This is a genomic window from Streptomyces sp. PH9007 (assembly GCF_059813725.1).
In genome coordinates, this window is sequence record NZ_CM187440.1 from 5,077,893 (window position 1) to 5,104,223 (window position 26,331).

At 72.2% G+C, this 26,331-nt stretch carries 22 protein-coding genes; 13 read left to right on the forward strand and 9 right to left on the reverse strand.

All coding sequences use genetic code 11. The features are described from left to right. Positions 1-54 precede the first annotated feature (54 nt). The 4 genes from ACTFAP_RS23450 to ACTFAP_RS23465 all read right to left on the reverse strand — a co-directional run bounded on the left by ACTFAP_RS23450 (position 55) and on the right by ACTFAP_RS23465 (position 3,440). Positions 55-999, reverse strand: coding sequence for an amino acid ABC transporter permease (locus ACTFAP_RS23450; RefSeq protein WP_500467319.1), 945 nt, complete (start codon positions 997-999; stop codon positions 55-57). After that, the gene (locus tag ACTFAP_RS23455; protein ID WP_390125821.1) at positions 996-1,670 is read right to left on the reverse strand and encodes an amino acid ABC transporter permease; all 675 of its coding nucleotides are present in this window, start codon (positions 1,668-1,670) and stop codon (positions 996-998) included. Before ACTFAP_RS23455 ends, ACTFAP_RS23450 begins: the two co-directional genes overlap by 4 nt. A 98-nt stretch (positions 1,671-1,768) precedes the next feature. Further along, positions 1,769-2,593: a transporter substrate-binding domain-containing protein gene (locus ACTFAP_RS23460; protein WP_495682217.1), complete on the reverse strand. Its 825-nt coding sequence runs from the start codon at positions 2,591-2,593 to the stop codon at positions 1,769-1,771. Positions 2,594-2,654: 61 nt separating this feature from the next. Then, complete coding sequence (locus ACTFAP_RS23465; RefSeq protein ID WP_390125816.1) at positions 2,655-3,440, reverse strand: amino acid ABC transporter ATP-binding protein; 786 nt, start codon at positions 3,438-3,440, stop codon at positions 2,655-2,657. A gap of 268 nt (positions 3,441-3,708) precedes the next feature. On the opposite strand from ACTFAP_RS23465, the gene ACTFAP_RS23470 reads away from it, so the two are divergent. Together ACTFAP_RS23470 and ACTFAP_RS23475 are read left to right on the forward strand one after the other, a co-directional pair. After that, positions 3,709-4,395 (forward strand): response regulator, encoded by a 687-nt coding sequence (locus ACTFAP_RS23470; RefSeq protein ID WP_495682218.1) that lies wholly within the window; start codon positions 3,709-3,711, stop codon positions 4,393-4,395. Positions 4,396-4,410: 15 nt separating this feature from the next. Further along, the gene (locus ACTFAP_RS23475; RefSeq protein WP_495682219.1) at positions 4,411-5,850 is read left to right on the forward strand and encodes an ATP-binding protein; all 1,440 of its coding nucleotides are present in this window, start codon (positions 4,411-4,413) and stop codon (positions 5,848-5,850) included. Here the strand turns inward: ACTFAP_RS23475 and ACTFAP_RS23480 are convergent. Both ACTFAP_RS23480 and ACTFAP_RS23485 read right to left on the reverse strand, forming a co-directional pair. Continuing rightward, entirely contained in the window at positions 5,813-8,896 is a 3,084-nt protein-coding gene (locus ACTFAP_RS23480; RefSeq protein ID WP_500467320.1) for an alpha-mannosidase, read from the reverse strand. The genes ACTFAP_RS23475 and ACTFAP_RS23480 overlap by 38 nt on opposite strands. 147 nt (positions 8,897-9,043) lie before the next feature. Next, positions 9,044-10,054, reverse strand: a complete 1,011-nt coding sequence (locus ACTFAP_RS23485; RefSeq protein ID WP_500467321.1) for a TAXI family TRAP transporter solute-binding subunit — start codon at positions 10,052-10,054, stop codon at positions 9,044-9,046. Between the two features lie 116 nt (positions 10,055-10,170). On the opposite strand from ACTFAP_RS23485, the gene miaB reads away from it, so the two are divergent. Both miaB and ACTFAP_RS23495 read left to right on the forward strand, forming a co-directional pair. After that, entirely contained in the window at positions 10,171-11,676 is a 1,506-nt protein-coding gene (miaB, locus tag ACTFAP_RS23490; protein ID WP_390125803.1) for a tRNA (N6-isopentenyl adenosine(37)-C2)-methylthiotransferase MiaB, read from the forward strand. A gap of 164 nt (positions 11,677-11,840) precedes the next feature. Next, the gene (locus tag ACTFAP_RS23495) at positions 11,841-12,560 is read left to right on the forward strand and encodes a class III extradiol dioxygenase subunit B-like domain-containing protein (RefSeq protein WP_500467322.1); all 720 of its coding nucleotides are present in this window, start codon (positions 11,841-11,843) and stop codon (positions 12,558-12,560) included. A gap of 68 nt (positions 12,561-12,628) precedes the next feature. Here ACTFAP_RS23495 and ACTFAP_RS23500 read toward each other — a convergent pair whose 3' ends face one another. Both ACTFAP_RS23500 and ACTFAP_RS23505 read right to left on the reverse strand, forming a co-directional pair. Then, complete coding sequence (locus ACTFAP_RS23500) at positions 12,629-12,853, reverse strand: antitoxin (RefSeq protein WP_390125797.1); 225 nt, start codon at positions 12,851-12,853, stop codon at positions 12,629-12,631. A 38-nt stretch (positions 12,854-12,891) separates the two neighbouring features. Next, the gene (locus ACTFAP_RS23505) at positions 12,892-13,170 is read right to left on the reverse strand and encodes a hypothetical protein (RefSeq protein WP_500467323.1); all 279 of its coding nucleotides are present in this window, start codon (positions 13,168-13,170) and stop codon (positions 12,892-12,894) included. A 119-nt stretch (positions 13,171-13,289) separates the two neighbouring features. On the opposite strand from ACTFAP_RS23505, the gene miaA reads away from it, so the two are divergent. From miaA to hflX, 5 genes are all read left to right on the forward strand, one after another. Continuing rightward, positions 13,290-14,240, forward strand: a complete 951-nt coding sequence (miaA, locus tag ACTFAP_RS23510) for a tRNA (adenosine(37)-N6)-dimethylallyltransferase MiaA (RefSeq protein WP_500467324.1) — start codon at positions 13,290-13,292, stop codon at positions 14,238-14,240. A 110-nt stretch (positions 14,241-14,350) separates the two neighbouring features. After that, positions 14,351-14,830, forward strand: a complete 480-nt coding sequence (locus ACTFAP_RS23515; RefSeq protein WP_500469546.1) for a hypothetical protein — start codon at positions 14,351-14,353, stop codon at positions 14,828-14,830. Between the two features lie 56 nt (positions 14,831-14,886). Next, positions 14,887-15,759 (forward strand): diaminopimelate epimerase, encoded by an 873-nt coding sequence (dapF, locus tag ACTFAP_RS23520; RefSeq protein ID WP_436978393.1) that lies wholly within the window; start codon positions 14,887-14,889, stop codon positions 15,757-15,759. Positions 15,760-16,059: 300 nt separating this feature from the next. Continuing rightward, on the forward strand, positions 16,060-18,213 hold the full coding sequence (locus ACTFAP_RS23525) for a RelA/SpoT family protein (RefSeq protein ID WP_500467325.1): 2,154 nt from the start codon (positions 16,060-16,062) through the stop codon (positions 18,211-18,213). 150 nt (positions 18,214-18,363) lie between these two features. Further along, complete coding sequence (gene hflX, locus ACTFAP_RS23530; RefSeq protein ID WP_030730146.1) at positions 18,364-19,839, forward strand: GTPase HflX; 1,476 nt, start codon at positions 18,364-18,366, stop codon at positions 19,837-19,839. Positions 19,840-19,894: 55 nt separating this feature from the next. Here hflX and ACTFAP_RS23535 read toward each other — a convergent pair whose 3' ends face one another. Beyond that, positions 19,895-20,908: a glycoside hydrolase family protein gene (locus ACTFAP_RS23535; RefSeq protein ID WP_390125784.1), complete on the reverse strand. Its 1,014-nt coding sequence runs from the start codon at positions 20,906-20,908 to the stop codon at positions 19,895-19,897. A 255-nt stretch (positions 20,909-21,163) separates the two neighbouring features. Between ACTFAP_RS23535 and ACTFAP_RS23540 the strand changes: the two genes are divergently transcribed. From ACTFAP_RS23540 to ACTFAP_RS23555, 4 genes are all read left to right on the forward strand, one after another. Then, positions 21,164-22,222, forward strand: a complete 1,059-nt coding sequence (locus tag ACTFAP_RS23540) for a LacI family DNA-binding transcriptional regulator (protein WP_500467326.1) — start codon at positions 21,164-21,166, stop codon at positions 22,220-22,222. Positions 22,223-22,302: 80 nt separating this feature from the next. Beyond that, positions 22,303-23,907 (forward strand): FAD-dependent oxidoreductase, encoded by a 1,605-nt coding sequence (locus ACTFAP_RS23545; RefSeq protein ID WP_500467327.1) that lies wholly within the window; start codon positions 22,303-22,305, stop codon positions 23,905-23,907. 118 nt (positions 23,908-24,025) lie between these two features. Next, a complete protein-coding gene (locus tag ACTFAP_RS23550; RefSeq protein ID WP_500467328.1) occupies positions 24,026-25,285 on the forward strand; it encodes an ABC transporter substrate-binding protein in 1,260 nt (419 codons plus the stop codon). An 8-nt stretch (positions 25,286-25,293) separates the two neighbouring features. Beyond that, entirely contained in the window at positions 25,294-26,238 is a 945-nt protein-coding gene (locus tag ACTFAP_RS23555) for a carbohydrate ABC transporter permease (protein WP_500467329.1), read from the forward strand. The last annotated feature ends 93 nt before the right edge of the window (positions 26,239-26,331 follow it).

The window sequence follows — 26,331 nt, forward strand, 5'->3', positions numbered from 1 at the left end:
GGTTGTTCTTGCGTCAAGTCGGCCTGAAGCCAAGCCAGTCGGGAGTCGGCCGGATCAGGCGATCCGGTCCCCGCCATCCTTGGGCTCGGGCCCCTTCACCCTGACGCCCGAGATGCCGCCGGCTTCGCCGGCACCGAACTGGTCGCCCGGGTCGACGGTCACCGTCGCCCCGGTGCTGCGCTTGCCACGCCGCAGCTTGCCCTCCAGCCAGCTGGCGAAGCTGGTGATGAGGAAGTTCACCACGATGAAGATCACCGCGACGACCACGAAGCTGGCGATGACGTTGCCGTAGTTCGCGCTGACCAGACCGACACTGCGCATGAGTTCGCTGTAGCCGAGCAGGGCACCACCGAGTGCGGTGTCCTTGACGATGACGACCAGCTGGCTGACGATCGCCGGCAGCATCACCGTGACCGCCTGCGGCAGCAGGACGAAGGTCATCATCTGGCTCTTGCGCATGCCGATCGCCTGAGCGGCGTCACGCTGGCCCCTGGGCAGGGAAAGGATGCCGGCCTTGACCACCTCGGCCAGGACCGAGGCGTTGTACAGCACCAGGCCCGTGACCACCGCGTACATCGGCCGGTCGGCACGGTCCACGCCCGTCCACATGGCGTACGCCTCATTGGCGAACAGCATGAGCAGCAGCACCGGAATGGCGCGGAAGAACTCGACGATCGCGCCGACCGGCTTGCTGATCCACCAGTGGTCCGACAGCCGGCCGATGCCCAGGACCGCGCCCAGCGGAAGCGCGATCACCATGGCGAGCGCCGCCGCCGTCAGGGTGGCCTGCAGACCGGGCAGCAGGTAGGTCGTCCACACCTGGGAGTCCGTGACGAACGGCTCCCACTTGCGGGCCTCCAGCTCACCGTTGTCGTCCAGCGTCCGGTAGAGCCACCAGGCGCCCGCGGCGAGCAGGACCAGGAAGACGGCGGCGATCAGGACGTTGCGCTGACGGGCGCGGGGGCCCGGGGCATCGTACAGAACGGAGAGGTCGCTCATCGTTTCACCGCCACGCGCTTGCTCACCCAGCCGAGGAACAGCCCCATGGGGAGAGTGAGAATGATGAATCCCAGGGCGAAGATCGCCGCGATCGGAATCAGTTGGGCTTCGTTCTCGATCATGGCCTTCATCAGGGCGGAGGCCTCGGCCACGCCGATGGCGGAGGCGATCGTGGTGTTCTTGGTCAGCGCGATCAGCACGTTGGCCAGCGGCGCCACCACGGAGCGATACGCCTGGGGGAGCACGATGAGTCGCAGCACCTGGAAGAAGTTCAACCCCAGTGCGCGGGCGGCTTCCGCCTGGCCCACCGGGACGGTGTTGATGCCGGAGCGCACCGCCTCGCAGACGAAGGTGGCGGTGTAGGCGACGAAGCCCAGGACCGCCAGCCGGAAGCCCAGCGTCTTCAGGTCGCCGTTGGCCCCCATGTCGAACTGCAGGGTGAAGTACAGGCCCTGCGAGCAGGCCAGGATGATCAGGGTCAGAGGGGTGTTGCGGAAGATATGCACATAGGCGGTACCGAAGGCACGCATGATCGGGACCGGGCTGACGCGCATCCCGGCCAGGATGGTTCCCCAGATGAGGGATCCGACGGCTGAGTAGAAGGTGAGCTGCACCGTTACCCAGAACGCCCCGAACAGGTCATACCGTTCGAGATCAAGGAATTCGAACACGGAATCTCGCAGTCTCGGCGGAGAGTGGGATGAGGAGGTGGGGCGGAGCGCCGCCGCCGGATGTCAGCGGCGGCGCTCCCTCCCCGTGGCCCGGACGCTCAGTTGGTCTCCGTGATCTCCGGGGCGCCCTCGGCGGCGTAGCCCGAGGGGCCCACGTTCTTCTCGATGGCCGCGTCCCACTCGCCGTCGTCAATCATCTTCTGGATGGCGGTGTTGATGTCGGCGCGCAGGTCGGAGCCCTTCTGGACACCCACACCGTAGAACTCGTCGGAGAGGTTCAGGCCGGCCAGCTTGAACTTGCCCTGGTGCTGGTCCTGCGCGGCGTAGCCGGCCAGGATGACGTCGTCCGTGGTGATCGCGTCGACCGTGCCGTTCTCCAGGCCCGCAAGGCACTCGGAATAGGTGGCCTGCTCGTGCAGACCCGCGTCGGGGGCGATCTCGTCCTTGATGCGCTGCGCCGGGGTGGAGCCGGCGACCGAACACAGCGTGAGGCTGTTGATGTCGTCCTCGCTGGTGACGTCCTCGTCGGCGCGGATCAGCAGATCCTGGTGGGCCACGAAGTACGGGCCGGCGAAGTCGACCTCCTGCTTGCGGGTGTCGGTGATGGAGTAGGTGGCGACGATGAAGTCGACGTCACCGCGCTTGAGCAGGTTCTCGCGCTCGGGGCTGGGGGACTCGACGAAGTTGATGTCGCCCGGCTCATAGCCCAGCTCACCGGCGACGTACGTGGCCACGTCGACGTCGAAGCCGGCGAAAGAGCCGTCGGGGGTCTTCAGGCCCAGACCCGGCTGGTCGAACTTGATACCGACGGTGATCTTGTCCCCCCCACCGTCACCGCTGTCGTCACTCGAACCGCAGGCGGTCGCGGTCAGGGACAGGGCGAGAACGGAGGCGGCCAGCGCGCTTGCCTTGCGGAGCTTCATGGTTGTACTTCCCTCTTCGTCGAACGTGCTGTGCGTATCGGTTGCGTGCGGCGTGCCGGGCTCAGTGGGCGAGGATCTTCGACAGGAAGTCCTTGGCCCGGTCGCTGCGCGGGTTGTCGAAGAACTGGTGGGGGTCGGCCTCTTCGACGATCCGGCCGTCCGCCATGAACACCACGCGGTTGGCGGCGGAACGGGCGAAGCCCATCTCATGGGTGACGACGACCATGGTCATGCCCTCGGCAGCCAGCTGCTGCATGACTTCGAGGACCTCGTTGATCATCTCCGGGTCCAGGGCGGAGGTGGGCTCGTCGAAGAGCATCACCTTCGGCTCCATCGCCAGGGCACGCGCGATGGCCACGCGCTGCTGCTGGCCGCCGGAGAGCTGCGCCGGGTACTTGTCGGCCTGGTTGCCGACGCCCACCCGGTCGAGCAGGGCCCGGGCCCGGGTCTCGACCTCGGCCTTGTCCTTGCGGCGCACCTTGATCGGGCCGAGCATCACGTTCTGCAGCACGGTCTTGTGCGCGAACAGATTGAAGGACTGGAAGACCATGCCCACATCGGCGCGCAGCCGGGCCAGCTCGCGGCCCTCCTGCGGAAGGGGATCGCCGTCGATGGTGATCGTTCCGGCGTCAATGGTCTCCAGCCGGTTGATGGAACGGCACAGCGTGGACTTGCCGGATCCGGAGGGACCGATGACGACGACGACCTCGCCGCGCTTGATGGTCAGGTTGATGTCCTGAAGCACATGCAGCGCGCCGAAGTGCTTGTTCACGCTGTCCAGGACGACCAGGTCTCCCGTCGCAGGCGACGCGTCCTCGGGTTCCTTGGTCAGCGACGTCTCGCTCATCGTGGGGTTGCTCCGTCCTCGTCGGTTGCAGGGACACTAGCCAGCACGCGGGGCAGCGTCAGCAGAGTTGAGCGGAAATTGAGCATCACGATCCGATCGCGCGGAATGCGTACGGTGACGCCCGGTCGCTGTCGGTATGCGTTCCCCGTTTTCCGGATAACGGAACAGTTCAGCTCTCCGGAAGCCCCTTGACTCCGGGTCCGCCCGCGTGATGGATGCAGATAGGAAGCACACCGGCAGCGCAGCGGATGGGAGGTCGCGGAGCGGGATGAGACTCCTCCTGGTCGAGGACGACGAGCACGTGGCCGCCGCCCTCATCGCGGTGCTCGGCCGCCACGGCATCTCCGTGGCGCACGCCCGGGGCGGCGAGGACGCACTGACCCGGCTGCGGAACGGCTCCTTCGACGTCGTCCTGCTCGATCTCACCCTGCCCGACCTGGACGGCTTCGAGGTGTGCGGCCGGATCCGCCGCCTCACCTCGATCCCGGTGATCATGGTGACCGCGCGCGCCGACGTACGCTCGCGCATCCACGGCCTGAACATCGGCGCCGACGACTACGTGGTGAAGCCGTACGACACCGGCGAGCTGCTGGCCCGCATCCACGCCGTGAGCCGCCGCAAGGCCGCCGAGGAGCCCGAGCGCGCCGAGGGCCCCGCCGGCGTCCTGTCCCTGGGCCCGGTCACCCTGGAGCACGCCACCCGCCAGGTGACCGTGGACGGCGAACGGATCGCGCTGACCCGTAAGGAGTTCGACCTGCTGGCACTGCTGGCCCACCGGCCCGGGGTGGTCTTCCGCCGGGAGCAGATCATCTCCGACGTGTGGCAGACCAGCTGGGAGGGCACCGGCCGCACCCTGGAGGTGCACATCGCCTCGCTGCGCTCCAAGCTGCGCCGCCCCGAACTCGTCGAGACCGTGCGCGGCGTCGGCTACCGGCTCGCCCTGCCGCCCCGCTGAGAGACCCGCCCCGACATGCGCTCGCGCCTCCTCCTGCTGCTCACCGTGCTGCTCGCCACGGTGCTGCTGGCACTCGGCATCCCTCTGGCCACCAGCCAGGCCAGCACCGAGCAGCAGCGCGTCGTCGTCGACCGCATCGACGACACCGCCCGCTTCGCCTCGCTCGCCCAGTTCGCCGCCGGCCAGTCGCCCGACGGCGACGGGGCCGCCGACCCGCTGGGCACCCTCCAGGAGGAACTGCGGCGCTACCACGAGGTGTACGGGATCAAGGCAGGCGTCTTCCAGCGGGACGGGGAGCCGATGGCGGTGGCGCCCGACGGCTGGGCGGCGCCGCGCGGGGAGGAGGACGGCGACGCCTTCGCCGAGGCGCTGGCCGGGCGACGCAGCCGCGGCCCCGGCCAGGTGTGGCCCTGGGACGACGAGCGCACCCTGGTGGTCGCCTCCCCGGTGATCCGCGACGGGGATGTGATCGCGGTGGTCGTCACCGAGTCACCGACCGGCCCGCTGCGCTCGCGCATCCTGTCCGGCTGGCTGCCCATCGGGTACGGTCTGGCCGCCGCGATGCTGCTGGCGCTGGCCGCCGCCTACCAGCTCACCGGCTGGATCCTGCGCCCGGTGCGGGTGCTGGACCGGGCCACCCACGAGATCTCCACCGGCCGGATGACCGCCCGGGTGGCGCCCGGCGGCGGGCCGCCCGAGCTCAAACGGCTGGCGCGGTCCTTCAACGAGATGGCCGACCACGTCGAGGAGATCCTCGAACAGCAGCGGGCGTTCGTCGCCGACGCCTCTCACCAGCTGCGCAACCCGCTCGCCGCCCTGCTGCTGCGCATCGAGCTGCTGGGTCTCGACCTCCCCGAGGGCAGCGCGGAGTTCGCCTCCGTGCAGGCCGAGGGCAAGCGGCTGGCGCGGGTCCTGGACGACCTGCTGGACCTGGCGCTGGCCGAGCACGCCGCCGCCGACCTGCGGCTGACCGATGTGGCGGCGCTGGTCGCCGAGCGGATCGGCTCCTGGCGGCCGGTGGCGGGCCGTGGCGGGGTGCTGCTGCGCCAGGCGGGGGCCGGCGCGGTCACCGGCTGGGCGGATCCGGTGGCGCTCTCCAGCGCGCTGGACGCGGTGGTCGACAACGCGCTGAAGTTCACGCCGTTCGGCGGCGAGGTCACCGTCACCGTCACCGCCGAGGGGGACCGGGTCACCATCGAGACCGCCGACACCGGGCGCGGCCTGGACGACGAGGAGCTGGAGCGGATCGGCGACCGCTTCTGGCGGGCCGGGCGCCACCAGAACGTCGCCGGATCCGGTCTCGGCCTGTCCATCGTGCACGTGCTGCTGGCCGCGGGCGGCGCCACCATCGCCTACGCCCACAACCAGCCGCACGGACTGCGCGTGCTGGTCTCCGTGCCCCGGCACGCGCCCGAGGTCAGCCCGCAGCGGCGGCCGGCACCAGCCGCAGGGTGAGGATCTCGAAGGGCCGCAGGGTCAGCTCCACCCCGCCGTCCCGGCCCACCGGGTAGCCGGGGGCGTCGGTCAGGGGGCGCTCCAGCAGATCGGTGGCGGTCGCCGAGGCGAGCGGGAAGCCCGCCAGCAGCCGGCCGCTCGCCCGGCCGCCGCCCGACTCGTACAGCCGCACCACCACGTCACCGCTGCGGTCCTCGGCCAGTTTGACGGCCTCGACCACGATGGGCGCCTCCGGTGCCACGCTCACCAGCGGCGTGACGGTGGCGTTCCCGGGGACGGACTGCTCGGGCAGGTTCAGGGCGTGCCCCTCGCGTACCGCGTCGGCGAGCGTCGCACCGGGCGCCAGCGCGTACCGCAGCCGGTGCGTGCCCTGGTCGGTCTCCGGGTCGGGGTAGCGCGGGGCGCGCAGCAGCGACAGCCGTACGGTCGTGGTCTGCCCGCCGTCCGCCCGTACCTCGCGGGTGACGTCGTGTCCGTAGGTGGAGTCGTTCAGCAGCGCCGCGCCCCAGCCGGGCTCGCCGACGTGCAGCCAGCGGTGCGCGCAGATCTCGAACTTCGCCGCCTCCCACGAGGTGTTGGTGTGGGTGGGGCGGAAGACGTGCCCGAACTGGGTCTCGGCGGCCGAGTGGTCGGCCTTCACATCCAGCGGGAAGGCGGCCTTGAGGATCTTCTCGCTCTCCTGCCAGTCGATCTCGGTGTCGAGATCGACCTGGCGGGCGCCGGAGCGCAGCGTGATGCGCTGCCGTACGGCCGAGCCGGCGCCGAAGGAGCGGGTCACCCGCACGGTGGCGGCGTCCTCGTCCGCCTCGGCGAGCTCGAACTCGTCGAAACCGGTGAGATCGGTGGTGTTGTGGCGGTAGAAGGCGTCGATGTCCCAGGCGTCCCAGTGGTTGGGCAGGTCCGGGTGGAGCTGGAGGAGGTTGCCGGCCCGGCCCGGGGCGATGGCCTCACGGCCCACGCCCTCCCCGTCGCCGTCACGTACTGAGACCAGCAGGCCCCGGTGGTCGATCTCCACCCGCAGCAGGCCGTTGGCCAGGACGAAACCGCCCCCGGCGCGTTCGGCCACGGTGACGGGCGGGGTGGCGCGCGGCGGGCGCGGGGCGGCGCCGCCCGCGGGGATGCCGCCGCGGGCGTGCGGGGCGCCGTTGAACACCGTCACGGCGTCGGCGCCGCCGTCCGCGCCGCCGCCCGCGCCGTCTCCGGCCAGTGCGCGCTGGGCGGCCCCGGCGAGGGCTGCCAGCTCACCGTGCACCCGCTCGTACGTGGCCCGGGCCTCGCGGTGCACCCAGGCGATGGACGAGCCCGGCAGGATGTCGTGGAACTGGTGCAGCAGCACCGTCTTCCACAGCCGTTCGAGATCCTCGTACGGGTACGCGTAGCCGGGCACCCGCAGCGCGGCGGTGGCCGCCCACAGCTCGGCCTCGCGCAGCAGCGACTCGGCGCGCCGGTTGCCCTGCTTGGTCTTGCCCTGCGAGGTGTACGTGCCGCGGTGCAGCTCCAGATACAGCTCGCCCACCCACACCGGGGCGTCCTCGTACTCCGCCCGGGCCGCGTCGAAGAACGCGCTGGGCTCCTCGATCCGCACCCGGGGCGAGCCCTCCAGATCGGCCAGCCGGCGGGCCCTGGCCAGCATCTGCCGGGTGGGACCGCCGCCGCCGTCGCCGTGCCCGAAGGGCGCCAGGGAACGGGTGCCGCGGCCCTTCTCGCGGTAGTTGCGCGCCGCGCGGGCCAGCTCGGCGCCCCCGAGATCGGAGTTGTAGGTGTCGATCGGCGGGAAGTGGGTGAAGACCCGGGTCCCGTCGATGCCCTCCCACCAGAACGTGTGGTGCGGGAAGGCGTTGGTCTGGCTCCAGGAGATCTTCTGGGTCAGGAACCAGCTGGAGCCGGACAGCTTCACCAGCTGCGGCATCGCCGCCGTGTAGCCGAACGAGTCCGGCAGCCACACCCCGTCGGTCTCGATCCCGAGCTCGTCCAGGAAGAACCGCTTCCCGTACAGGAACTGCCGGGCCATGGCCTCGCCGCCGACCATGTTGGTGTCCGACTCCACCCACATCCCGCCCACCGGGACGAAGGTGCCGGCCGCGATCTTCTTCTTCACCCGCGCGAACAGCTCGGGCCGGTGCTCCTTGAGCCAGGCCAGCTGCTGCGCCTGGGACATCGCGAACACGAACTCCGGGTGCTCGTCCATCAGCGCGACGACGTTGGCGGTGGTACGCGCCACCTTCCGCACGGTTTCGCGCAGCGGCCACAGCCACGCCGAGTCGATGTGCGCGTGGCCCACGGCGCTCAGCCGGTGCGCGGAGGCGCGCGCGGGGGCGGCGAGCGCCGGCGCGAGGCGGGTGCGTGCGGCGCCCGCGCTGCCCGGCACATCGTCCAGGTCCAGGACGTCCAGCGCCGACTCGATGGTGCGCAGCAACTCCCAGCGCCGCGCGTCCTCCACCGGCAGCTGGGTCATCAGCCCGCCCAGCACCTCCAGATCCGCCACCAGCTCGAAGACCTGCGGTTCGAAGACGGCCAGGTCCATCGCGGCCAGCCGGTACAACGGCTCGTCGCCCGCCGTGCGGACATCGCCCTGGCGGGTGGGGCGCGGGTCGTTCAGGATCGGGTTGGCCGCCGCCTCCACGTACAGCACCACCTCCTCGCCGCCGGCCGCCGAGTCAGCCAGCCGCACCCAGGAGTTGTCGGGGTTCAGGCCCTTCACCACGGTGCCGTCGGGGAGATGCACCAGGCCCTCGCACTGAAAGCCCGGCATGCCGCGGTCGAAACCCAGGTCCAGCACCGCCTCCACGCTGCGGCCGGCCCAGCCCCGCGGAACGCTGCCGGTCACCCTGAACCAGGTGGTGCCCCACGCCGGGCCCCAGCGCTCCCCGGCCCCGGCACACGGCGCGTACGGGGCGGCCAGCGCCTCGGCGACGGGGACGGGCTCGCCGGGAGCGTCCCAGCGCTCCACGGTCAGCGGCACCGGGTCCCGGTGGACGGCGGGCCGGACGCGTTCATCGAGAACGCGCCGCAGCCGGTCTTCGACAATGCTGCGGTCGTCATGCATGGCGGGCTCCGAAGGCTCGTCGTCGAACCGGGATGACCGGGACTTCCCGGACTACCGGGATTACCAGGACTGCGCGCCCACCGAGGCTAGATCACTTCCGCCGCGCGCACGAGGGGGCGCGGGACACGGCCGGGGAGGGGCCGGCGTTCAGGACTTGGCCGAGCGGTAGTACTCCCGCGCCCCCGGATGGAGCGGGAGCGGCTGCGTGTAGATCGCCGTGCGCAGATCGACGCGTTGCGCCGCGTGCACCTGCGAACCGATCCGGTCCCGGCCGTTGATCACCGACCGGGTCATCTGCTCCGCCAGCGCGGTGTCCACCCGGTCCGTGGTCACCAGCAGATTCGCCACCGCGACCGTGTCGATCACCTGGCTGCCGGCGATGTCCGGATAGGCGTCGGGCGGCAGCACCGCCGCCCGGTAGTGGTCGCGGTACGAGCCGTCCTCGCCGCGCAGCGCCGGCACCAGATCGCCCAGCGGCACCAGGCGGACGTCCGAGTGCTGCGCCAGCCGCTCCACCGCCGAGGTCGGCAGCCCGCCGGACCAGAAGAACGCGTCGATCCGCCCCGCCTCCAGCATGGTGGGCGTGGTGTTGATGCCCTGCCGCACCGCCGTGATGTCCCGGTCCATGTCGAGCCCGGCCGCCGCCAGCAGCTCGCGCGTCACCAGCTGCACCCCGGACTGGTCCTGCCCCACCCCGACCCGCAGGCCCGCCAGGTCGGCGGCGCTCTGCACCGGGGAATCGGCCCGCACCACCAGCTGGATGTAGTCGTCGTACAGCCGGGCGCACGCCAGCAGCGTGTCCGCGCCCTCGCCGCCCGCCGCCTGGTACGAGGCGAGCGAGTCCGCCGTCGCGATGGCGAAGTCCGCCTCCCCCGACACCAGCCGCTCGATGTTCTCCACCGACCCGGCGCTGCCGCGCAGCGTGATCTCCAAATCCGGGGCCTCCCGGGCCAGCTGGCTCTGCAGCAGCGTCCCGTACCGCGCGTACACCCCGCTCGGCGCCCCGGTGCTCAGCGTCAGCGAGCCGCTCAGCCTCTCCTGGCCCCGGGTGGCCGGTGCCCACAGCACCACCCCCAGCAGCGCGAGCACGACGGCGACACCGAGCAGGACCGGCACCGGACGGCGGCGCAGCGGGGGCGGGAGGCGCAGGGAGACCATGCGGCAGATCCTGCGGGTTGTCCGCCCCCGGAGGCAAGGGCGGGCTGTCGGCGGCGGCACGTAAACTGGGTGATCCGCAATATCAGGTCCCGGATCTCTTTGGATTGAGCACTCGCATGCCGGAAGTCGCGCGCACATACGAAGTCAGAACGTTCGGCTGTCAGATGAACGTTCATGACTCCGAGCGCATGTCAGGGCTGCTGGAGCAGGCAGGCTACGTCCGCGCCGGGAAGGACGCCGAGACCGCCGACGTGGTGGTCTTCAACACCTGCGCGGTCCGGGAGAACGCCGACAACCGGCTGTACGGCAACCTCGGCCAGCTGGCCCCCAAGAAGGCCGCCCGCCCCGGCATGCAGATCGCCGTCGGCGGCTGCCTGGCCCAGAAGGACCGGGACACCATCACGCGCCGCGCGCCGTGGGTCGATGTGGTCTTCGGCACGCACAACGTCGGCAAGCTCCCGGTGCTGCTGGAGCGCGCCCGCGTGGAGCGCGAGGCACAGGTGGAGATCGCCGAGTCGCTGGAGGCGTTCCCCTCCACCCTGCCCACCCGGCGGGAGAGCCCGTACGCGGCGTGGGTGTCGGTGTCGGTCGGCTGCAACAACACCTGCACCTTCTGCATCGTCCCGGCGCTGCGCGGCAAGGAGAAGGACCGCCGGCCGGGCGATGTGCTGGCCGAGGTGGAGGCCCTGGTCGGCGAGGGCGTCCTGGAGATCACCCTGCTCGGGCAGAACGTCAACGCCTACGGCTCCGACATGGGTGACCGCGAGGCGTTCTCCAAGCTGCTGCGCGCCTGCGGCCGGATCGAGGGCCTGGAGCGGGTGCGGTTCACCTCGCCGCATCCGCGCGACTTCACGGACGACGTCATCGAGGCGATGGCCCAGACCCCGAACGTCATGCCGCAACTGCACATGCCGCTGCAGTCCGGCTCCTCGCGGCTGCTGAAGGCGATGCGCCGCTCGTACCGGCAGGAACGGTATCTGGGCATCATCGAGAAGGTGCGCGCCGCGATGCCGGACGCCGCCATCTCCACCGACATCATCGTCGGCTTCCCCGGGGAGACGGACGAGGACTTCGAGGAGACCCTGCACGTGGTGCGCGAGGCGCGGTTCGCGCAGGCGTTCACCTTCCAGTACTCCAAGCGCCCGGGCACCCCGGCCGCCGAGATGGACGGACAGGTGCCCAAGGCCGTCGTCCAGGAGCGGTACGAGCGGCTGGTCGCGCTCCAGGAGGAGATCTCCTGGGAGGAGAACAAGCGGCAGGTCGGCCGCACGGTGGAGGTGCTCGTCGCGGAGGGCGAGGGCCGCAAGGACGACGCGACCCGCCGCCTGTCGGGGCGCGCCCCCGACAACCGGCTGGTGCACTTCGCGCGGCCCGGGCAGCCGGTGCGGCCCGGTGACATGGTCACCGTGGAGATCAGCTACGCGGCCCCGCACCACCTGCTCGCCGAGGCCCCGCCGAGCGCGGTGCGGCGTACCCGGGCGGGCGACGCCTGGGAACTGCGCAACGCCGCCCCGCAGGCCGCGGCGAAGCCGCAGGGCGTGATGCTGGGCCTCCCGACGATCGGCGCCCCGGCCCCCGCCGCCCCGGCGGCGGAGCCCGGCGGCGGGTGCAGCGTCTGCTGACCCGTACCGGGCGGAGAGGCCACGGTGGTGGGGGCCTGCCCGTCACGCTGGTGGGACGCCGCGCTCACGGGGGCCATGGGGACGTCGTACCCGTGCCGGTTCGTGGCGCGGGAGCTGGTGTGGGACTCCGGTGAGCGCTCCTCGCCGCCGCTAGGCTGACCGGCATGCTTGTCGCCGCCGCCGTGTGCCCCTGCCCGCCGTTGCTCGTTCCCGAGGTGGCGGGGGGTGCCGCCGGGGAGCTGGACGGCGCGCGGGCCGCCTGCGCCGACGCGCTGGGGGTGCTGGCCGCGGCCCGGCCCTCGCGGCTCGTGGTGGTCGGCCCCGCGCTGAGCGAGGCGCGCGGGGCGTACCCGGAGGGCTCGCCCGGCTCCTTCCACGGCTTCGGCGTGGACCTCGGCGTCCGGCTCGGCCGGGCCGCCGTCCCCGCACCCGAGGACGGCCGCGAACTGCCGCCCTCCCTCGCCGTGGCGGCCTGGCTGCTGACCGAGCAGGGCTGGAACGCCGCCCCCGCCGAGGGGCTCGGCATCGGCGAGACGCTGGAGCGGCGTTCCTGCGCCGACACCGGCGCGCAGCTGGCCACCCGCACCGAACGGCTCGCGCTGCTGATCATGGGGGACGGCAGCGCGTGCCGTACCCCCAAGGCTCCCGGCGCCTTCGACGAGCGGGCCGCCGCGTTCGACGCGGACGCCGCCGCCGCGCTGGGCCGGGCCGACACCGCGGCCCTGGACGGGCTCGACGCCGAGCTGGCCCGCGAACTGCGGGTCGCCGGCCGCTCGGGCTGGCAGCTGCTCGCGGGCGCGGGCCGGGGCGCGGGCCTCGGCGGCGCCCTGCTGTACGACGAGGCCCCGTACGGCGTGGGCTACTTCGTCGCCACCTGGTCGTGAACGCGAACGGAGCAGGCCCGGGACGGATGTCCCGGGCCTGCTCCGTACCGGCACCGCGAAGGCGGTGATCAGGAGCCGCTCTTGGCGCCCTTGCCCTGGTCCTTGCCGTCCTCGTCGTCCCCGAGCTTGCCGAGGGCGTCCTTCGCCTTGTCCGTGCCGCTGTCGATCTTGTCGCTGTACTTGCCCTTGGTCAGGGAGTCCACGGCGTCGGCGGCCTTGTCCAGACCCATCTCGACCTTGTCGCGGTTCTGGCTGAGCGTCTGCTTCAGCTTGTCGACATTGAGCTTGTCCATGAAGCCCATCCCGGCCACCTGCTTTCTCGACGTGCTGCCTACTGCTGCTGACGAGCGCCCTCGTCCGCCTCATTATCCGCCGCCTCGCCGGCCGCTGTCTGCTTCGGGATGTCGACGGCGTCCGCGGCGCCCGGCTGCCCGGCGCCCCGGTCCGTCTCCGGGGCATCGGTGGTGTCCGCGGCCGCCACCACGTCCACCACCGCCGTCGCCGTGTCCTGCGCCTCCGCCGCCCCGGCGTCCGGGGCGGTCGCCGACGCCTGCCCCGCCTCGTCCGTCGGGCGGCGGAAACGGCCGAAAACCTTGCTGACCACACCCATGAGCTGCTCCTGATCTTCCGTGTGTCCCTGGCATGCCCCCGAGGTGCAAACGACCCCGGCCGCATCACGTCACGTCGCTCATTCGTGGTGTCGCCCGGTGGTCTGCGAGACTGCACCGGATGAACACCGCAGCCCCAACCCCCCAGGTCATCGCCGTGGTCGGCCCGACCGCCGCCGGCAAGTCCGACCTGGGCACCGCCCTCGCCCGGCGGCTGGGCGGCGAGGTGATCAACGCCGACTCGATGCAGCTGTACAAGGGCATGGACATCGGCACCGCCAAGCTGTCCGAGGCCGAACGCGGGGGAGTGCCCCACCGGCTGCTCGACATCTGGGACGTCACCGTCACCGCCAGCGTCGCCGAGTACCAGCGGCTCGCCCGCGCCGAGATCGACCGCCTGCTGGCGGCCGGCCGCACCCCCGTCCTGGTGGGCGGCTCGGGACTGTACGTCAGGGGCGCGCTGGACAAGCTGGAGTTCCCGGGGACCGACCCGGCGGTACGGGCCCGGCTGGAGGCGGAGCTGGCCGAGCGCGGCAGCGGCGTCCTGCACACCCGCCTCGCCGCCGCCGATCCGGCCGCCGCCGCCGCGATCCTGCCCGGCAACGGCCGGCGGATCGTGCGCGCGCTGGAGGTCATCGAGATCACCGGCCGCCCGTTCACCGCCAATCTGCCGGGACCGGACGAGGAGACCGGCCACTACCGGGCGCTCCAGATCGGCATCACCACCGACCGCCCCGCCCTGGACGAGCGGATCGCCACCCGGGTGGACCGCATGTGGGCGGCGGGCCTGGTCGACGAGGTGCGCGCGCTGGAACCGGCCGGACTGCGCGAGGGGCGTACGGCCTCCCGCGCGCTGGGCTACCAGCAACTGCTGGCGGCGCTGGCGGGTGAGTGCACGGAGGAGGAGGCGCGCGCCGAGACGGTACGCGCCACCCGGCGCTTCGCCCGGCGCCAGGAGACCTGGTTCCGGCGCGACGCCCGGGTGCGCTGGTTGAGCGCCGCCCCGGACGCCTCCGGCACGCCCCTGGAGGAGCGGGCCTGGGAGCTGCTCGAACGGACGGTCACATCCTGATCACGTGATGGCATCGGGACGCTCCATGAGGCCGGTCCCGGCCGCCTCCCGTGCCATCATCGAGCGATGCCGCAGCCGTGAATACCGTTCAGCTAGGAGGGCACGTGGCAATGGAGGCCGGCCCTCGCGAGACAGACGGAACCACCGGAGACATCCCCCGGCAGCACCGGGGTGAGCCGGTGCCGGCGCGCGCCGGCGAACCCGCGGCGCCGCAGCGGCCGCAGGACACCCCGGAGGAGAGCGGCGACCGCGCCGAGTCCTATGGCGAACTGCGCCCGCCCCGGCGGCTGCGCGCCCTGCAGATCGTGCCGATCGTGCTGCTCGGCCTGCTGGGTTCCCTGATGTTCGCGTTCCCGCTCGCCTTCACCTTCGACGACGGCGGCGCCGTCGTCGCGATGACCGGCCTGCTCATCGGATGCAGCGCCGCCGGCCTGGGCATGATGGCCGCCCTGCGGGTCGGCTACACCCTGCCGGGGCTGCCCGCCCGGGGCTCCGGGCGCCGCCCCGACTGGCGGCTGATCACGCTCTACGGGCTCGGCTTCGCCCTGCTCGCCGCGCTGGCGGTCAGCCGCGTGGCGCTGCTGCGCTGAGCGGCGCCGCCGAGCCGGAACGGCGGGGCCGGGGCCCGGCCGATACGATCGGGCAGATGAGCACCGCACGGCAGTCCGTACCGTTCCTCAAGGGCCACGGCACGGAGAACGACTTTGTGATCATTCCCGACCCCGACGGCGTGCTGGACCTGTCCGCCGCCCAGGTCGCCCGGCTGTGCGACCGGCGCGCCGGGCTCGGCGGCGACGGGCTGCTGCGGGCGGTGCGCTCCGCCGCCCACCCGGAGGCACGGGAGCTGGCGGACGAGGCGGAGTGGTTCATGGACTACCGCAACGCGGACGGCAGCGTCGCCGAGATGTGCGGCAACGGCGTACGGGTCTTCGTGCGCTACCTGCAGCGGGCCGGGCTGGTGAAGGACGGCGAGGTGCCGGTCGCCACCCGGGCCGGGGTGCGGCGGGTACGGGTCGCCGGGGACGGTCCGCTGACCGTGTCGATGGGCGCCGCCCGGCTGCCCGGCGGGGACGGCGACTCCGTGACGGTGCGGGTCGGGGAGCGGTCGTGGCCCGCGCGCCACGTGGACATGGGCAACCCGCACGCGGTGGCGTTCGTGACGGCGCTGGCGGATGCCGGTCCGCTGCTGAGCCCGCCGCAGGTGCGGCCGGCGGAGGTGTATCCGCACGGGACGAACGTGGAGTTCGTGGTGGATCGCGGGCCCCGGCATGTGGCGCTGCGGGTGCACGAGCGCGGCTCGGGCGAGACCCGCTCGTGCGGGACGGGCGCCTGCGCGGTGATGGTCGCGACCGCCCGGCGCGACGGACTGAACCCCGTGCTGGACGGCGAGCCGGCCGCGTACACGGTGGACGTCCCCGGCGGCACCCTGCACATCACCGAACACCCGGACGGCGACATCACGATGACGGGCCCGGCGGAGATCGTGGCTGAGGGCACGGTGGCCCTTCCCGGCCACTGACCGTGGCCCGCCGCGCGCTCGGGCCCGCGCTCCCGGTGCGCGGTGAGAGCCGTTCGCGCCGGCTTCCGTGACCCCGGCCCCGCCCCTCCCTGCCCCCACACGCCCCGTCAACTCCCCGGCAAGGGGCTGGATTTCGGACAGGTTGGCCGGGACATTCGTCGCTCGAACGGGTGATCCGGGCGGGAAGGGGCAACGGGCGGGCGGGCGGGGGTGATCAGCTCGGTACCATCAAGCACCGGCGCCGCTGAGGGGATTGTCACGGGAGCCACGCGGTCCGGTGACGCAGCCGGGAGGTGCCCCTTGAGTGCAGAGGCGATCGGACCGAGCAAGGCCGCCAGGACACGGCGCGGCCACCGGATCGACGTGCTGAGACTGCGCCGGCTCGGGCGTGCCGCCGTCTTCGGGCCCTCGGCCCCCCGGCACGGGCTGCCCGATGCGATCGAGCACATCGCCCAGGTGCACCGCCGCCACCATCCGCGCGCCGACATCGACGCGCTGCGCCGCGCCTATCTGCTCGCCGAGTCCGCCCACCGCGGCCAGATGCGCAAGAGCGGCGAGCCGTACATCACCCACCCGCTCGCCGTCACGCTCATCCTCGCCGAACTCGGCGCCGAGACCACCACCCTGACGGCCTCCCTGCTCCACGACACCGTCGAGGACACCGAGGTGACCCTCGCCCAGGTGCGGGCGGGGTTCGGCGCCGAGGTGGAGCTGCTGGTCGACGGCGTCACCAAGCTGGAGAAGGTGGAGTACGGCGCCGCCGCCGAGCCCGAGACCTTCCGCAAGATGCTGGTGGCCACCGGCACCGATGTGCGGGTGATGTCGATCAAGCTCGCGGACCGGCTGCACAACATGCGCACCCTCGGGGTGATGCGTCCCGAGAAGCAGGCCCGCATCGCCCGCGTCACCGACGAGGTGCTGATCCCGCTGGCCGAGCGCCTCGGCGTGCAGGCGCTCAAGACCGAGCTGGAGGACCTGGTCTTCGCCATCCTCCACCCCGCCGAGCACGCGCACGCCCTGGAGCTGCTGCGTGCCCACCGCGCCGGCCCCGAGCCGCTGGAGGGGGTCGCCGATCAGGTCCGCGACATCCTGCGGGACGCCGGGATCACGGCCGAGGTGATGATCCGGCCCCGTCACGTCGTCTCGCTGCACCGGGCGCTGCTCAAACGCGGCGGACTCGGCCCCGGCGGCTTCGGGCGGCTGCTGATCCTGGTGGCCGAGGACGCCGACTGCTACGGGGTGCTGGGCGAGCTGCACACCTGCTTCACGCCGGTGGTCTCGGAGTTCAAGGACTTCATCGCGGCCCCCAAGTTCAACCTCTACCGTTCCCTGCACACTGCCTTCGCCGACCGCGACGGGCTGGTCGCCGAGGCCCTGGTGCGGACCCACGCGATGCACCGGATCGCCGAGGCCGGCGTGATCGCGCTCGGCGACCCGCACCGCGCGGGGGAGCCGGAGGCACCGGGTACCGCGGGCGAGGACGGCGAGCGGGCCGATCCCGGCCGCCCCGGGTGGCTCTCCCGGCTGCTGGACTGGCAGCGGCAGGAGCCCGACCCGGACACCTTCTGGACCTCACTGCGCGCCGAGCTGGCCCAGGACCGCGAGATCACCGTCTTCGCCGAGGCCGACGACGAGGGACCCCTCCAGCTGCCCGCCGGAGCCACCTGCGTGGACGCCGCCTACGCCCGGCACGGGCAGCTCGCCCACACCTGCATCGGCGCCCGGGTCAACGGCCGGCTGGCCACGCTGCGCACCGTGCTGCGCGACGGCGACACCGTACGGCTGCTGCTCGACCCGGATCCGGGTCCGGGCGCGGGGCCCGCCGCCGAATGGCTGGAGTACGCGACCACGCCCGCCGCCCGGATCCCGATCCGGCGCCGCCTGGAGGGGGAGCCGCCTCAGTCGCCCCGGACGGCCGAGCAACGCCCCGCCCCCGCGCCGGCCGCCGCCGCCCCGCGGTCCCCGGCCGCCCCGGCCCCCAGCCGTACCGAGCCCGCCCCCGAGCCCGTGGCGCTGGTGGCGGAGGCCCCCGGCGCCCCGGTGCGGCTGGCGCGCTGCTGCACCCCGGTCCCGCCGGACCGGGTGCGCGGCTTCCTGGTCAGCGGCGGTGCCGTCACCGTGCACCGGGAGAGCTGTCCGACCGCGGTACGCATGACCGGTGCCGGCCGCGGGGCGCTGGAGGTCGGCTGGCGGTCACCGTCCGTCGGTTGCCGCGTCACCCTGTACGCGGAGTCACTGGGCCGTCCGCACCTGCTGGCCGACCTGACCGAGGCGCTCGCCGCGCACGGCGCCGCCGTCCTCCAGGCCGAGGTGGAGCCGCCGCGCCAGCAGCGGGTACGGCACACCTACACGCTGCGACTGCCCGACGCCTCGGGGCTGCCCCGGCTGATGCGCGCGATGCGCGAGGTGCCCGGCGTGTACGACGTCTCGCGGGCGGCCCGGCCGCGGCGCTGAGCGGCGCGCCGCAAACCGGGTGACGCTCCGATCCCGCCGTGCCACTATGGACCCGTCCGGGAAAGCGGGAATCTTCCGAAGTGCCCCGGCGTTCTTGTTGACATCCAGACGGCTGTCACAGCCGCTTCGCCGAAACGACTAAGGATCGCATTGACGTTTTCATCCCTTCCTCAGGAAAACTCACGCCCCGCCGCGAGCCGCCGGGCCGACGCCCTGATGGATGAGGACGCGGACTGGAGCACCTTCGACGAAGAGCGGGACGGAGAGCAGTTCGACCGCGAGGAGCGCGCCGCGCTGCGCCGCGTCGCCGGGCTGTCCACCGAGCTGGAGGACGTCACCGAGGTCGAGTACCGCCAGCTGCGCCTGGAGCGCGTGGTGCTGGTGGGCGTGTGGACCTCGGGTACCGCCCAGGACGCGGACAACTCCCTCGCGGAGCTGGCGGCGCTGGCGGAGACCGCGGGCGCGCAGGTGCTCGAGGGCGTCACCCAGCGCCGCACGAAGCCCGACCCGGCCACCTACATCGGCTCCGGCAAGGCGCAGGAGCTGCGTGATCTGGTGCTGGAGACCGGCGCCGACACCGTCGTGTGCGACGGTGAGCTCAGCCCCGGCCAGCTGATCAAGCTGGAGGACGTCGTCAAGGTCAAGGTGGTCGACCGCACCGCCCTGATCCTGGACATCTTCGCCCAGCACGCCAAGTCCCGTGAGGGCAAGGCGCAGGTCTCGCTCGCCCAGATGCAGTACATGCTGCCCCGGCTGCGCGGCTGGGGTCAGTCGCTGTCGCGGCAGATGGGTGGCGGCGGCGGTGGCGGCATGGCCACCCGTGGTCCCGGTGAGACCAAGATCGAGACCGACCGGCGGCGCATCCGCGAGAAGATGGCGAAGATGCGCCGGGAGATCGCCGAGATGAAGACCGGCCGGGAGATCAAGCGGGGCGAGCGGCGCCGCAACCATGTGCCGTCGGTGGCCATCGCCGGATACACGAACGCCGGCAAGTCCTCGCTGCTGAACCGCCTGACCGGCGCCGGGGTGCTGGTGGAGAACGCGCTGTTCGCCACCCTGGACCCGACGGTGCGCCGGGCCGAGACGCCCAGCGGGCGGCTGTACACCCTGGCGGACACGGTGGGGTTCGTCCGGCACCTGCCGCACCACCTGGTGGAGGCGTTCCGTTCCACGATGGAGGAGGTCGGCGAGGCCGATCTGATCCTGCACGTGGTGGACGGCTCGCATCCGGTGCCCGAGGAGCAGCTGGCGGCCGTGCGCGAGGTGATCCGCGAGGTCGGTGCCACCCAGGTGCCGGAGATCGTGGTGATCAACAAGGCCGACGCCGCCGACGAGCTGACCCTCCAGCGGCTGCTGCGCGCGGAGCGGCGGGCGATCGCCGTGTCGGCGCACAGCGGGCTCGGCATCGAGCAGCTGCTGGCGTGGATCGACGACGAGCTGCCGCGCCCCGACGTGGAGGTGGCGGCGCTGGTGCCGTACACCGAGGGTGCGCTGGTCTCGCGGGTGCACTCCGAGGGTGAGGTGCTCCGCGAGGAGCACACCGGTGAGGGCACGCTGCTGACCGCGCGGGTCCACCCGGAGCTGGGTGCGCTGCTGGAGCCGTACGCGCTGGCGACCCAGGGCTGAATCGCGTGTTGACGAGTGGGGCTTCCCCGGCCGGGGGAGCCCCACTCGCGTGGGATCAGTTGGCGCGGGCCAGGGCGATGTTGGTCGAGCCGCGCTGTCCTGCCTCGTAGAACATGTGCAGCCGTCCGTCCGCCTCGACGAACGAGGGCGCGGCGGCCCGTCCGTTGTCCGGGGCGGCCGACCGGGAGTCGTACAGCACCCCGAGGTGGTCCTCGCGGTCGAAGCCGGTGCCGACCCGGGCGACATGGATGTTCCCGGCGCCGGAGTGGTACACCACGTGCCCGCCGCCGTTGCGTGACCAGTAGTGCGCCCCGGAGAGCTGACCGCCCTCGCCCGCCCGCGGCGAGATCAGCGGGTTCGGCTTGACCTGCCAGCCGGAGGTCAGCGACTGGGACCAGCCGATGTAGATCTTGCGGGTGCCGCCGTGGTTGCCCATGAAGAGCATGATGTACATGTCCGACTTGGTCGGGTGCGGGAAGACCCGCGCGTAGGACGTCTCGCTGACGCCCGGGAGCATGTAGGTGCCCACCACCCTGTTGTGGTACTGGAAGCTGCGTCCGTCGGACGAACTCGCCACCCGGGTCGTGTGGTTCTCGCCGTGGAAGAATAGGTAGATCTTGCGGTCGGCGGGGTTGTAGAAGGCGTCGGGGCTGGAGACGTGGGAGACGTCGAAGCTCGCCCAGGTGCGCGGAATGATGGGGTTGTTCGGGTACTCCTTCCACGGGCCGGTGACCGTGTCGGCGTAGGCCAGGCAGATCCCGCCGGGGGCGTCGTGCGGGGCGTAGTACATGTACCAGCGGCCCAGCGGGTTGGCGATCCGGCCGGCGACGTACCGCACGGAGGGGAAGATCAGCTCGTTCCTCGGGTTGTACTTCAGCCGGCTCTTGTCGAGCACCACGCCGTAGTGGCTGAAGGTGGGGAAACCGGGGACGGCCGCCTGGGCGGATGAGGCCCCGGCCAGCGAGAGCAGCCCGCCGGCCGCCGTCGCGGTGCCCAGCGCCGCGGTGCCGCGCAGCAGGTTGCGGCGGCTCAGGGGGGTGGTGGGGGAGGGGCTCACTTCGTCCGTCATGACGACTCCAGAGTGAGAGGAGTGACAGGGGCGGGGTACAGGGGATGTGCCGATGGCTGACGACGGTGGTGCTCGGTCCTCCCGCTCGGGGAGCCGATGGCAGCACAGCTTCCGCGTCGCCCGCGGCAGCGTCAAGGTGCTAATACGAATTACCTTCTTGACGGCCCTCGGCCGGGAATGCAGCATGGCGGAACGCACCGGCCACTAATACGTATTAGTGATGATGGACAGGCCGTGCGGCTCAACCATGGCGCCATGGATGGCAGTCGAGAGGAGGCGGCCGTGACCGGACCCCGCCGCCGGGTGACCCAGCAGGACATCGCCCGGATCAGCGGCGTCAGCCAGACCACGGTCTCCCTGGTGCTGAACAACCGGCTCGACGCCGGGGTACGGATCGCGCCGGAGACCAGGGAACGGGTGCTGGAGGCCATCGCCGAGACCGGCTACGTGGCCGACCCGGTGGCCCGGCGCATGGTCGCCCGGCGCAACCGGATCATCGGTGTCTTCACTTACGAGGCGGTCTTCCCCAGCGGAACCCGGGACTTCTACCAGCCCTTTCTGGCGGGCATCGAGGAGAGCGCCGAACAACTCGGCTGCGATCTGCTGCTGCTGACCAGCGCCCCGGTGGTGGACGGACGGCGGCGCATCTTCCACGACGGCAACCGCTTCCGGCTCGCCGACGGCTGCATCCTGCTCGGCAGGGAGACCGACTCCGGCGAACTGGCCCGGCTGGTGGCCGAGGACTACCCCTTCGTCTCGGTCGGCCGCCGCGCGGACGCCGGCGGCCCGGTGCCCTACGTCGGTGCCGACTACCCCGGCGCGGTCGCCGCACTCGTGGCCGAGGCGGTGGACAGCGGACACCGGAGGCTGGCCTACCTGGGCAGTGGCAGCCGGGCCGAGTCGCGCGGTGACCGGCGGGACGGCTTCACCGCCGCGCTCACCGCCACCGGCGCCACGGGCACCGTACTCGCGGGGGAGACCGCCGAGCTGATCGCCCGGCTGCCTCGGCTGCTCGCCGACGGCGTGACCGCGCTGTTCGTCGAGGAGCCCGCCGACTGCCAGCAACTGGCCGACCGGCTGGGCGAACTCGGGCATCCGGTACCGGTCGGGATCTCCATCGTGGCGCTGGGCGACCCGACCTGGCCGGCCACCGCCGACATCGACTTCACCGGATTCCGCATCCCCCGCCGGGAGATGGGCCGGCAGGCCGTGGAGGTGCTCAGCGCCCTGCTGGAGGAGGAGAGCACCGCGACGCAGCGTCTGCTCGGCTGCGCGAGCCACCGGGGCGCGAGCCTCGCACCGCCGCCCGGATGACCCCGCGCCCGCCCCGTACCACCCCTCCCCGAGGACCCCGCTGCACCCGCACACCCGTACCCCCTGATGAGAGGCGAGACATGACGGAACTGGACACCGACCTCGTGGTCGTCGGCGGCGGCCTCGGCGGCGTCGCCGCCGCCCTCACCGCCCTGCGCGCCGGCCAACGGGTCATCCTGACCGAGGAGTACGACTGGCTCGGCGGCCAGCTGACCAGCCAGGCCGTACCGCCGGACGAGCACTCCTGGGTCGAGCAGTTCGGCGTCACCGCCTCCTACCGGCAGCTGCGGGACGGCATCCGCGCGTACTACCGCCGCAACTACCCCCTGACGCCGCGGGCCAGGGCACGCCGCGACCTGAACCCCGGCGCCGGGCACGTCAGCCGGCTGTGCCACGAGCCGCGCGTGGCCGTCGCCGTCATCGAGGAGATGCTCGCCCCCCACCGAGGCAGCGGGCGGCTGCGGGTGCTCCAGCCCTACCGGCCGGTCGGCGCGGAGACCGAAGGCGACCGGGTGAGCGCCGTCCGGCTCGCCCACCGGGACGGCGGCGAGGAGATCACCGTCACCGGCCGGTACGTCATCGACGCCACCGAGAGCGGCGAACTGCTGCCGCTGACCGGCACCGAGTACGTCACCGGGTTCGAGTCGCGCGAGGTGACCGGCGAACCCAGCGCCCCCGCCGAGGCCCAGCCGATGAACATGCAGGCCGTCTCGGTCTGCTTCGCCGTCGACCACGTGGACGGCGACCACACCATCGACCGGCCCGCCGACTACGGGTTCTGGCGGGAGTTCCGCACGGACTTCTGGGGCGGCAACCTGCTCGGCTGGAACACCCCCAACCCCCGCACCCTGGAAACCGGCACGCGCAGCTTCACCCCCAACCCGGACGACGACCCGGACGCGGTCGTCGCCGACCAGCGGCTGTCCGGCGGCGACGCCAACCTGTGGACGTTCCGCCGCATCGCGGCCCGCCGCAACTTCACCCCCGGCGCCTACGAGAGCGACATCTGCCTGGTCAACTGGCCGATGATCGACTACTTCCTGGCCCCGGTCATCGACGTCCCGGACGCGGCGGCCCGGCTGGCGGCGGCCCGGCAACTGTCGTACAGCGTGCTGTACTGGCTGCAGACCGAGGCACCGCGCCCCGACGGCGGCACCGGCTTCCCCGGGCTGCGGCTGCGCGGCGACATCACCGGTTCGGCCGACGGCCTGGCACAGGCGCCGTACTACCGCGAGTCGCGGCGGATCGCCGCCGAGTACACCGTCGTGGAACAGGACCTGTCCGTGGCGGTGCGCGGCGACCGGGGCGCCGTCCCCTACCACGACACCGTCGGCGTCGGGATGTACCGCATCGACCTGCACCCCTCGACCGGCGGCGACAACTACATCGACGTCGCCGCCAGCCCGTTCCGCATCCCGCTCGGAGCGCTGATCCCGGTCCGCATGGAGAACCTGCTGCCGGCCGGGAAGAACATCGGCACCACCCACATCACCAATGGCTGTTACCGCCTGCACCCGGTCGAATGGAACATCGGTGAGGCCGCCGGAACCCTGGCCGCCCACTGTCTCCAGCAGTCCACCACCCCGCGCGCCGTGCGCAACGACCCGGCGCAACTGGCGTCCTTCCAGGACCGGCTGACCGCCCAGGGCGTCGAACTGAGCTGGCCCGACATCGCGGGCTACTGACCCGGCGACGCCACCGACGGGCAACGCCGCCGAGGGCGACGCCACCGACCCACCGGACATCCACGACACCAGGCACGACTCAAGGAGAAGTGCAATGAAGCCTTCCATGAGCAGGCCCATGGCAGCGGCCACGCTGGCCGGCCTGCTGACCCTCACCGCCTGCGGCGGCTCCGGCAGCGGGGGCGACCCCGACGCGCCGGTCTCGCTGCGCGTCGCCGTGTGGACCGCGAACGACGCCCACCTGGAGCTGTTCGACGAGATAGCCGACGCCTACATCGCGGAGCACCCCCGGGTCGAGAAGATCACCTTCGACCCGCTGCCCTTCGACGGGTACACCACCGCGCTGACCACCCAGATCGCCGGCGGCAACGCCCCCGACCTGGCCTGGATCTTCGAGAGCTCCGCCCCGGACTTCGTCTCCTCCGGCGCGCTGGTGCCGCTGGACGAGGTGCTGACCGGGACCGAGGGCTACGAGTTCCAGGACCTGCTGCCCGCCACCACCGAACTCTGGCGCGAGGACGACCAGTTGTTCGCCTACCCGTTCTCCACCTCGCCCTTCGCGGTCTTCGCCAACCTCGACCTGCTGGCCGAGGCCGGGGTCCCCACGCCCGGCGAGATGACCGGCGCGGGGGAGTGGACCTGGGACGAGGTCATCGGCGCCGCGTCCACCGTCGCCGGGCAGACCGACGCCTCCGGCATGGTGATCCGCGACTTCGACTACACCGGCTGGGACTACCTCGCCACCCTGTGGACCGGCTGGGACGCCCAGGCCTGGGACGCGTCCTCCCAGTGCGGCTTCGACCGGCCCGAGATGGTCGGGGCGATGACCTTCCTGCACGAGGCCGTCTTCGAGCGCGGCGCGATGCCGGGGCCGGGGACCAGCGCGGACTTCTTCGCCGGTGAGGCCGCCTACACCGTCACCCAGATCTCCCGCGCCTCGCTCCTCGAAGAGGCCGGTTTCGCCTGGGACATGGTGCCGCTGCCGGCCGGTCCGGCCGGCGAGTACGCGGTGATCGGGCAGGCCGGGCTCGGCGTGCTGCGGGTCGGCGACCACCCCGAGATCGCCGCCGACTTCCTGGCCCACTTCACCGCACCGGAGAACTCCGCCCGGCTCGCCGAGTACTTCCCGCCGCCCCGCGAGTCCCAGCTGACCGCCGAGACCCTGGCGCAGACCAACCCGCTGCTCAGTGCCGAGCAGTTGCAGGACACCGTGGTGGCCGGCATCGCCGGCGGCGTGGTCAAGCCCAGCCATCTGGGGCAGGAGCAGATCGCGCAGACCGTGCGCGCCCAGCTGGACGCGCTGTGGAAGCCGGGCGCGGACGTACCGGCGGTGCTCGGGGACGTGTGCGCCTCCGTGCAGCCCCTGCTGGACCGGTGAGTTCCCGGATGAGCGGCCCGGTGCCGAAGGAGCGGCGGCGGGCGGACCGCTCCGGGCCGCCCGGCCGCCCGTTCTGGACCGGCCGGCGCCGTGAGGCGCTCGCCGGATACCTCTTCGTCGCCCCGCAGCTGATCGGCAGCGCCGTGTTCGTCCTGCTGCCGCTGATCCTGGTGTTCTGGTACAGCCTGCACGAGTGGAACGTGCTGGCGGGCTCCTTCGAGTTCACCGGCACGGACAACTACGACCAGCTGCTGAACGACCCCTCGCTGCCGGGGGTGCTGACGGCGACCGCCGTGTTCTCCATCGGTCTGGTGCTGCTCAACCTGAGCCTGGCGCTGTGGCTGGCGCTGATGCTGAACCGGCGGCTGGCCGGAACGACGTTCTTCCGCACGGTGTTCTTCTCCCCGGTGGTCGTCTCGCTGGTGGCGTGGACGATCGTGTGGCGCTTCCTGCTCCAGGAGAACGGCGGCGTCAACGGGCTGCTCGACGTGTTCGGGATGACCGGGCCGAACTGGCTGCGCGGTGAGTTCACCGCCATGCTCTCGGTGATCGTGGTGCAGGTCTTCAAGAACGTCGGTCTGAACATGGTGCTCTTCCTCGCCGCCCTGCAGGGCGTGCCCCGGGAGCTGTACGAGGCGGCCACGATGGACGGGGCGGGCCGGTGGACGCGGTTCGTGCGCATCACGGTGCCGATGATCAGCCCGACGATCCTGCTGACCTCCATCATCACGGTCGTCGGCTCCCTGCAGGTGTTCGCCCAGATCGATGTGCTCACCAGCGGCGGACCGGGGACCTCGACCACGGTGCTCGTCTACTACCTGTACCAGCAGGCTTTCCAGTTCCACCACTTCGGATACGGGGCGACGCTGTCGGTGCTGCTGTTCGCGATCGTCTTCGTGCTGACGTTCGTCCAGTGGCAGTTGCGCAAGAAGTGGGTGTTCCATGAGCAGTGAGGTCGCAACCCGCCGCCCCCGTGGCGCCGGGGGCAACAACCAGGACCGCGACGAGCCGGCCCGTCGGAAGCCGAAACGCGGAGGATCGTGGCG

Excerpts from the sequence above, each read along its gene's own strand:
- ACTFAP_RS23450 (WP_500467319.1), bottom strand. The coding sequence starts at position 999 with ATGAGCGACCTCTCCGTTCTGTACGATGCCCCGGGCCCCCGCGCCCGT.
- ACTFAP_RS23460 (WP_495682217.1), bottom strand. The coding sequence starts at position 2,593 with ATGAAGCTCCGCAAGGCAAGCGCGCTGGCCGCCTCCGTTCTCGCCCTG.
- ACTFAP_RS23465 (WP_390125816.1), bottom strand. The coding sequence starts at position 3,440 with ATGAGCGAGACGTCGCTGACCAAGGAACCCGAGGACGCGTCGCCTGCG.
- ACTFAP_RS23470 (WP_495682218.1), top strand. The coding sequence starts at position 3,709 with ATGAGACTCCTCCTGGTCGAGGACGACGAGCACGTGGCCGCCGCCCTC.
- ACTFAP_RS23475 (WP_495682219.1), top strand. The coding sequence starts at position 4,411 with ATGCGCTCGCGCCTCCTCCTGCTGCTCACCGTGCTGCTCGCCACGGTG.
- ACTFAP_RS23480 (WP_500467320.1), bottom strand. The coding sequence starts at position 8,896 with ATGCATGACGACCGCAGCATTGTCGAAGACCGGCTGCGGCGCGTTCTC.
- ACTFAP_RS23485 (WP_500467321.1), bottom strand. The coding sequence starts at position 10,054 with ATGGTCTCCCTGCGCCTCCCGCCCCCGCTGCGCCGCCGTCCGGTGCCG.
- miaB (WP_390125803.1), top strand. The coding sequence starts at position 10,171 with ATGCCGGAAGTCGCGCGCACATACGAAGTCAGAACGTTCGGCTGTCAG.
- ACTFAP_RS23495 (WP_500467322.1), top strand. The coding sequence starts at position 11,841 with ATGCTTGTCGCCGCCGCCGTGTGCCCCTGCCCGCCGTTGCTCGTTCCC.
- ACTFAP_RS23500 (WP_390125797.1), bottom strand. The coding sequence starts at position 12,853 with ATGGACAAGCTCAATGTCGACAAGCTGAAGCAGACGCTCAGCCAGAAC.
- ACTFAP_RS23505 (WP_500467323.1), bottom strand. The coding sequence starts at position 13,170 with ATGGGTGTGGTCAGCAAGGTTTTCGGCCGTTTCCGCCGCCCGACGGAC.
- miaA (WP_500467324.1), top strand. The coding sequence starts at position 13,290 with ATGAACACCGCAGCCCCAACCCCCCAGGTCATCGCCGTGGTCGGCCCG.
- ACTFAP_RS23515 (WP_500469546.1), top strand. The coding sequence starts at position 14,351 with ATGGAGGCCGGCCCTCGCGAGACAGACGGAACCACCGGAGACATCCCC.
- dapF (WP_436978393.1), top strand. The coding sequence starts at position 14,887 with ATGAGCACCGCACGGCAGTCCGTACCGTTCCTCAAGGGCCACGGCACG.
- ACTFAP_RS23535 (WP_390125784.1), bottom strand. The coding sequence starts at position 20,908 with ATGACGGACGAAGTGAGCCCCTCCCCCACCACCCCCCTGAGCCGCCGC.
- ACTFAP_RS23540 (WP_500467326.1), top strand. The coding sequence starts at position 21,164 with ATGGATGGCAGTCGAGAGGAGGCGGCCGTGACCGGACCCCGCCGCCGG.
- ACTFAP_RS23545 (WP_500467327.1), top strand. The coding sequence starts at position 22,303 with ATGACGGAACTGGACACCGACCTCGTGGTCGTCGGCGGCGGCCTCGGC.
- ACTFAP_RS23550 (WP_500467328.1), top strand. The coding sequence starts at position 24,026 with ATGGCAGCGGCCACGCTGGCCGGCCTGCTGACCCTCACCGCCTGCGGC.
- ACTFAP_RS23555 (WP_500467329.1), top strand. The coding sequence starts at position 25,294 with ATGAGCGGCCCGGTGCCGAAGGAGCGGCGGCGGGCGGACCGCTCCGGG.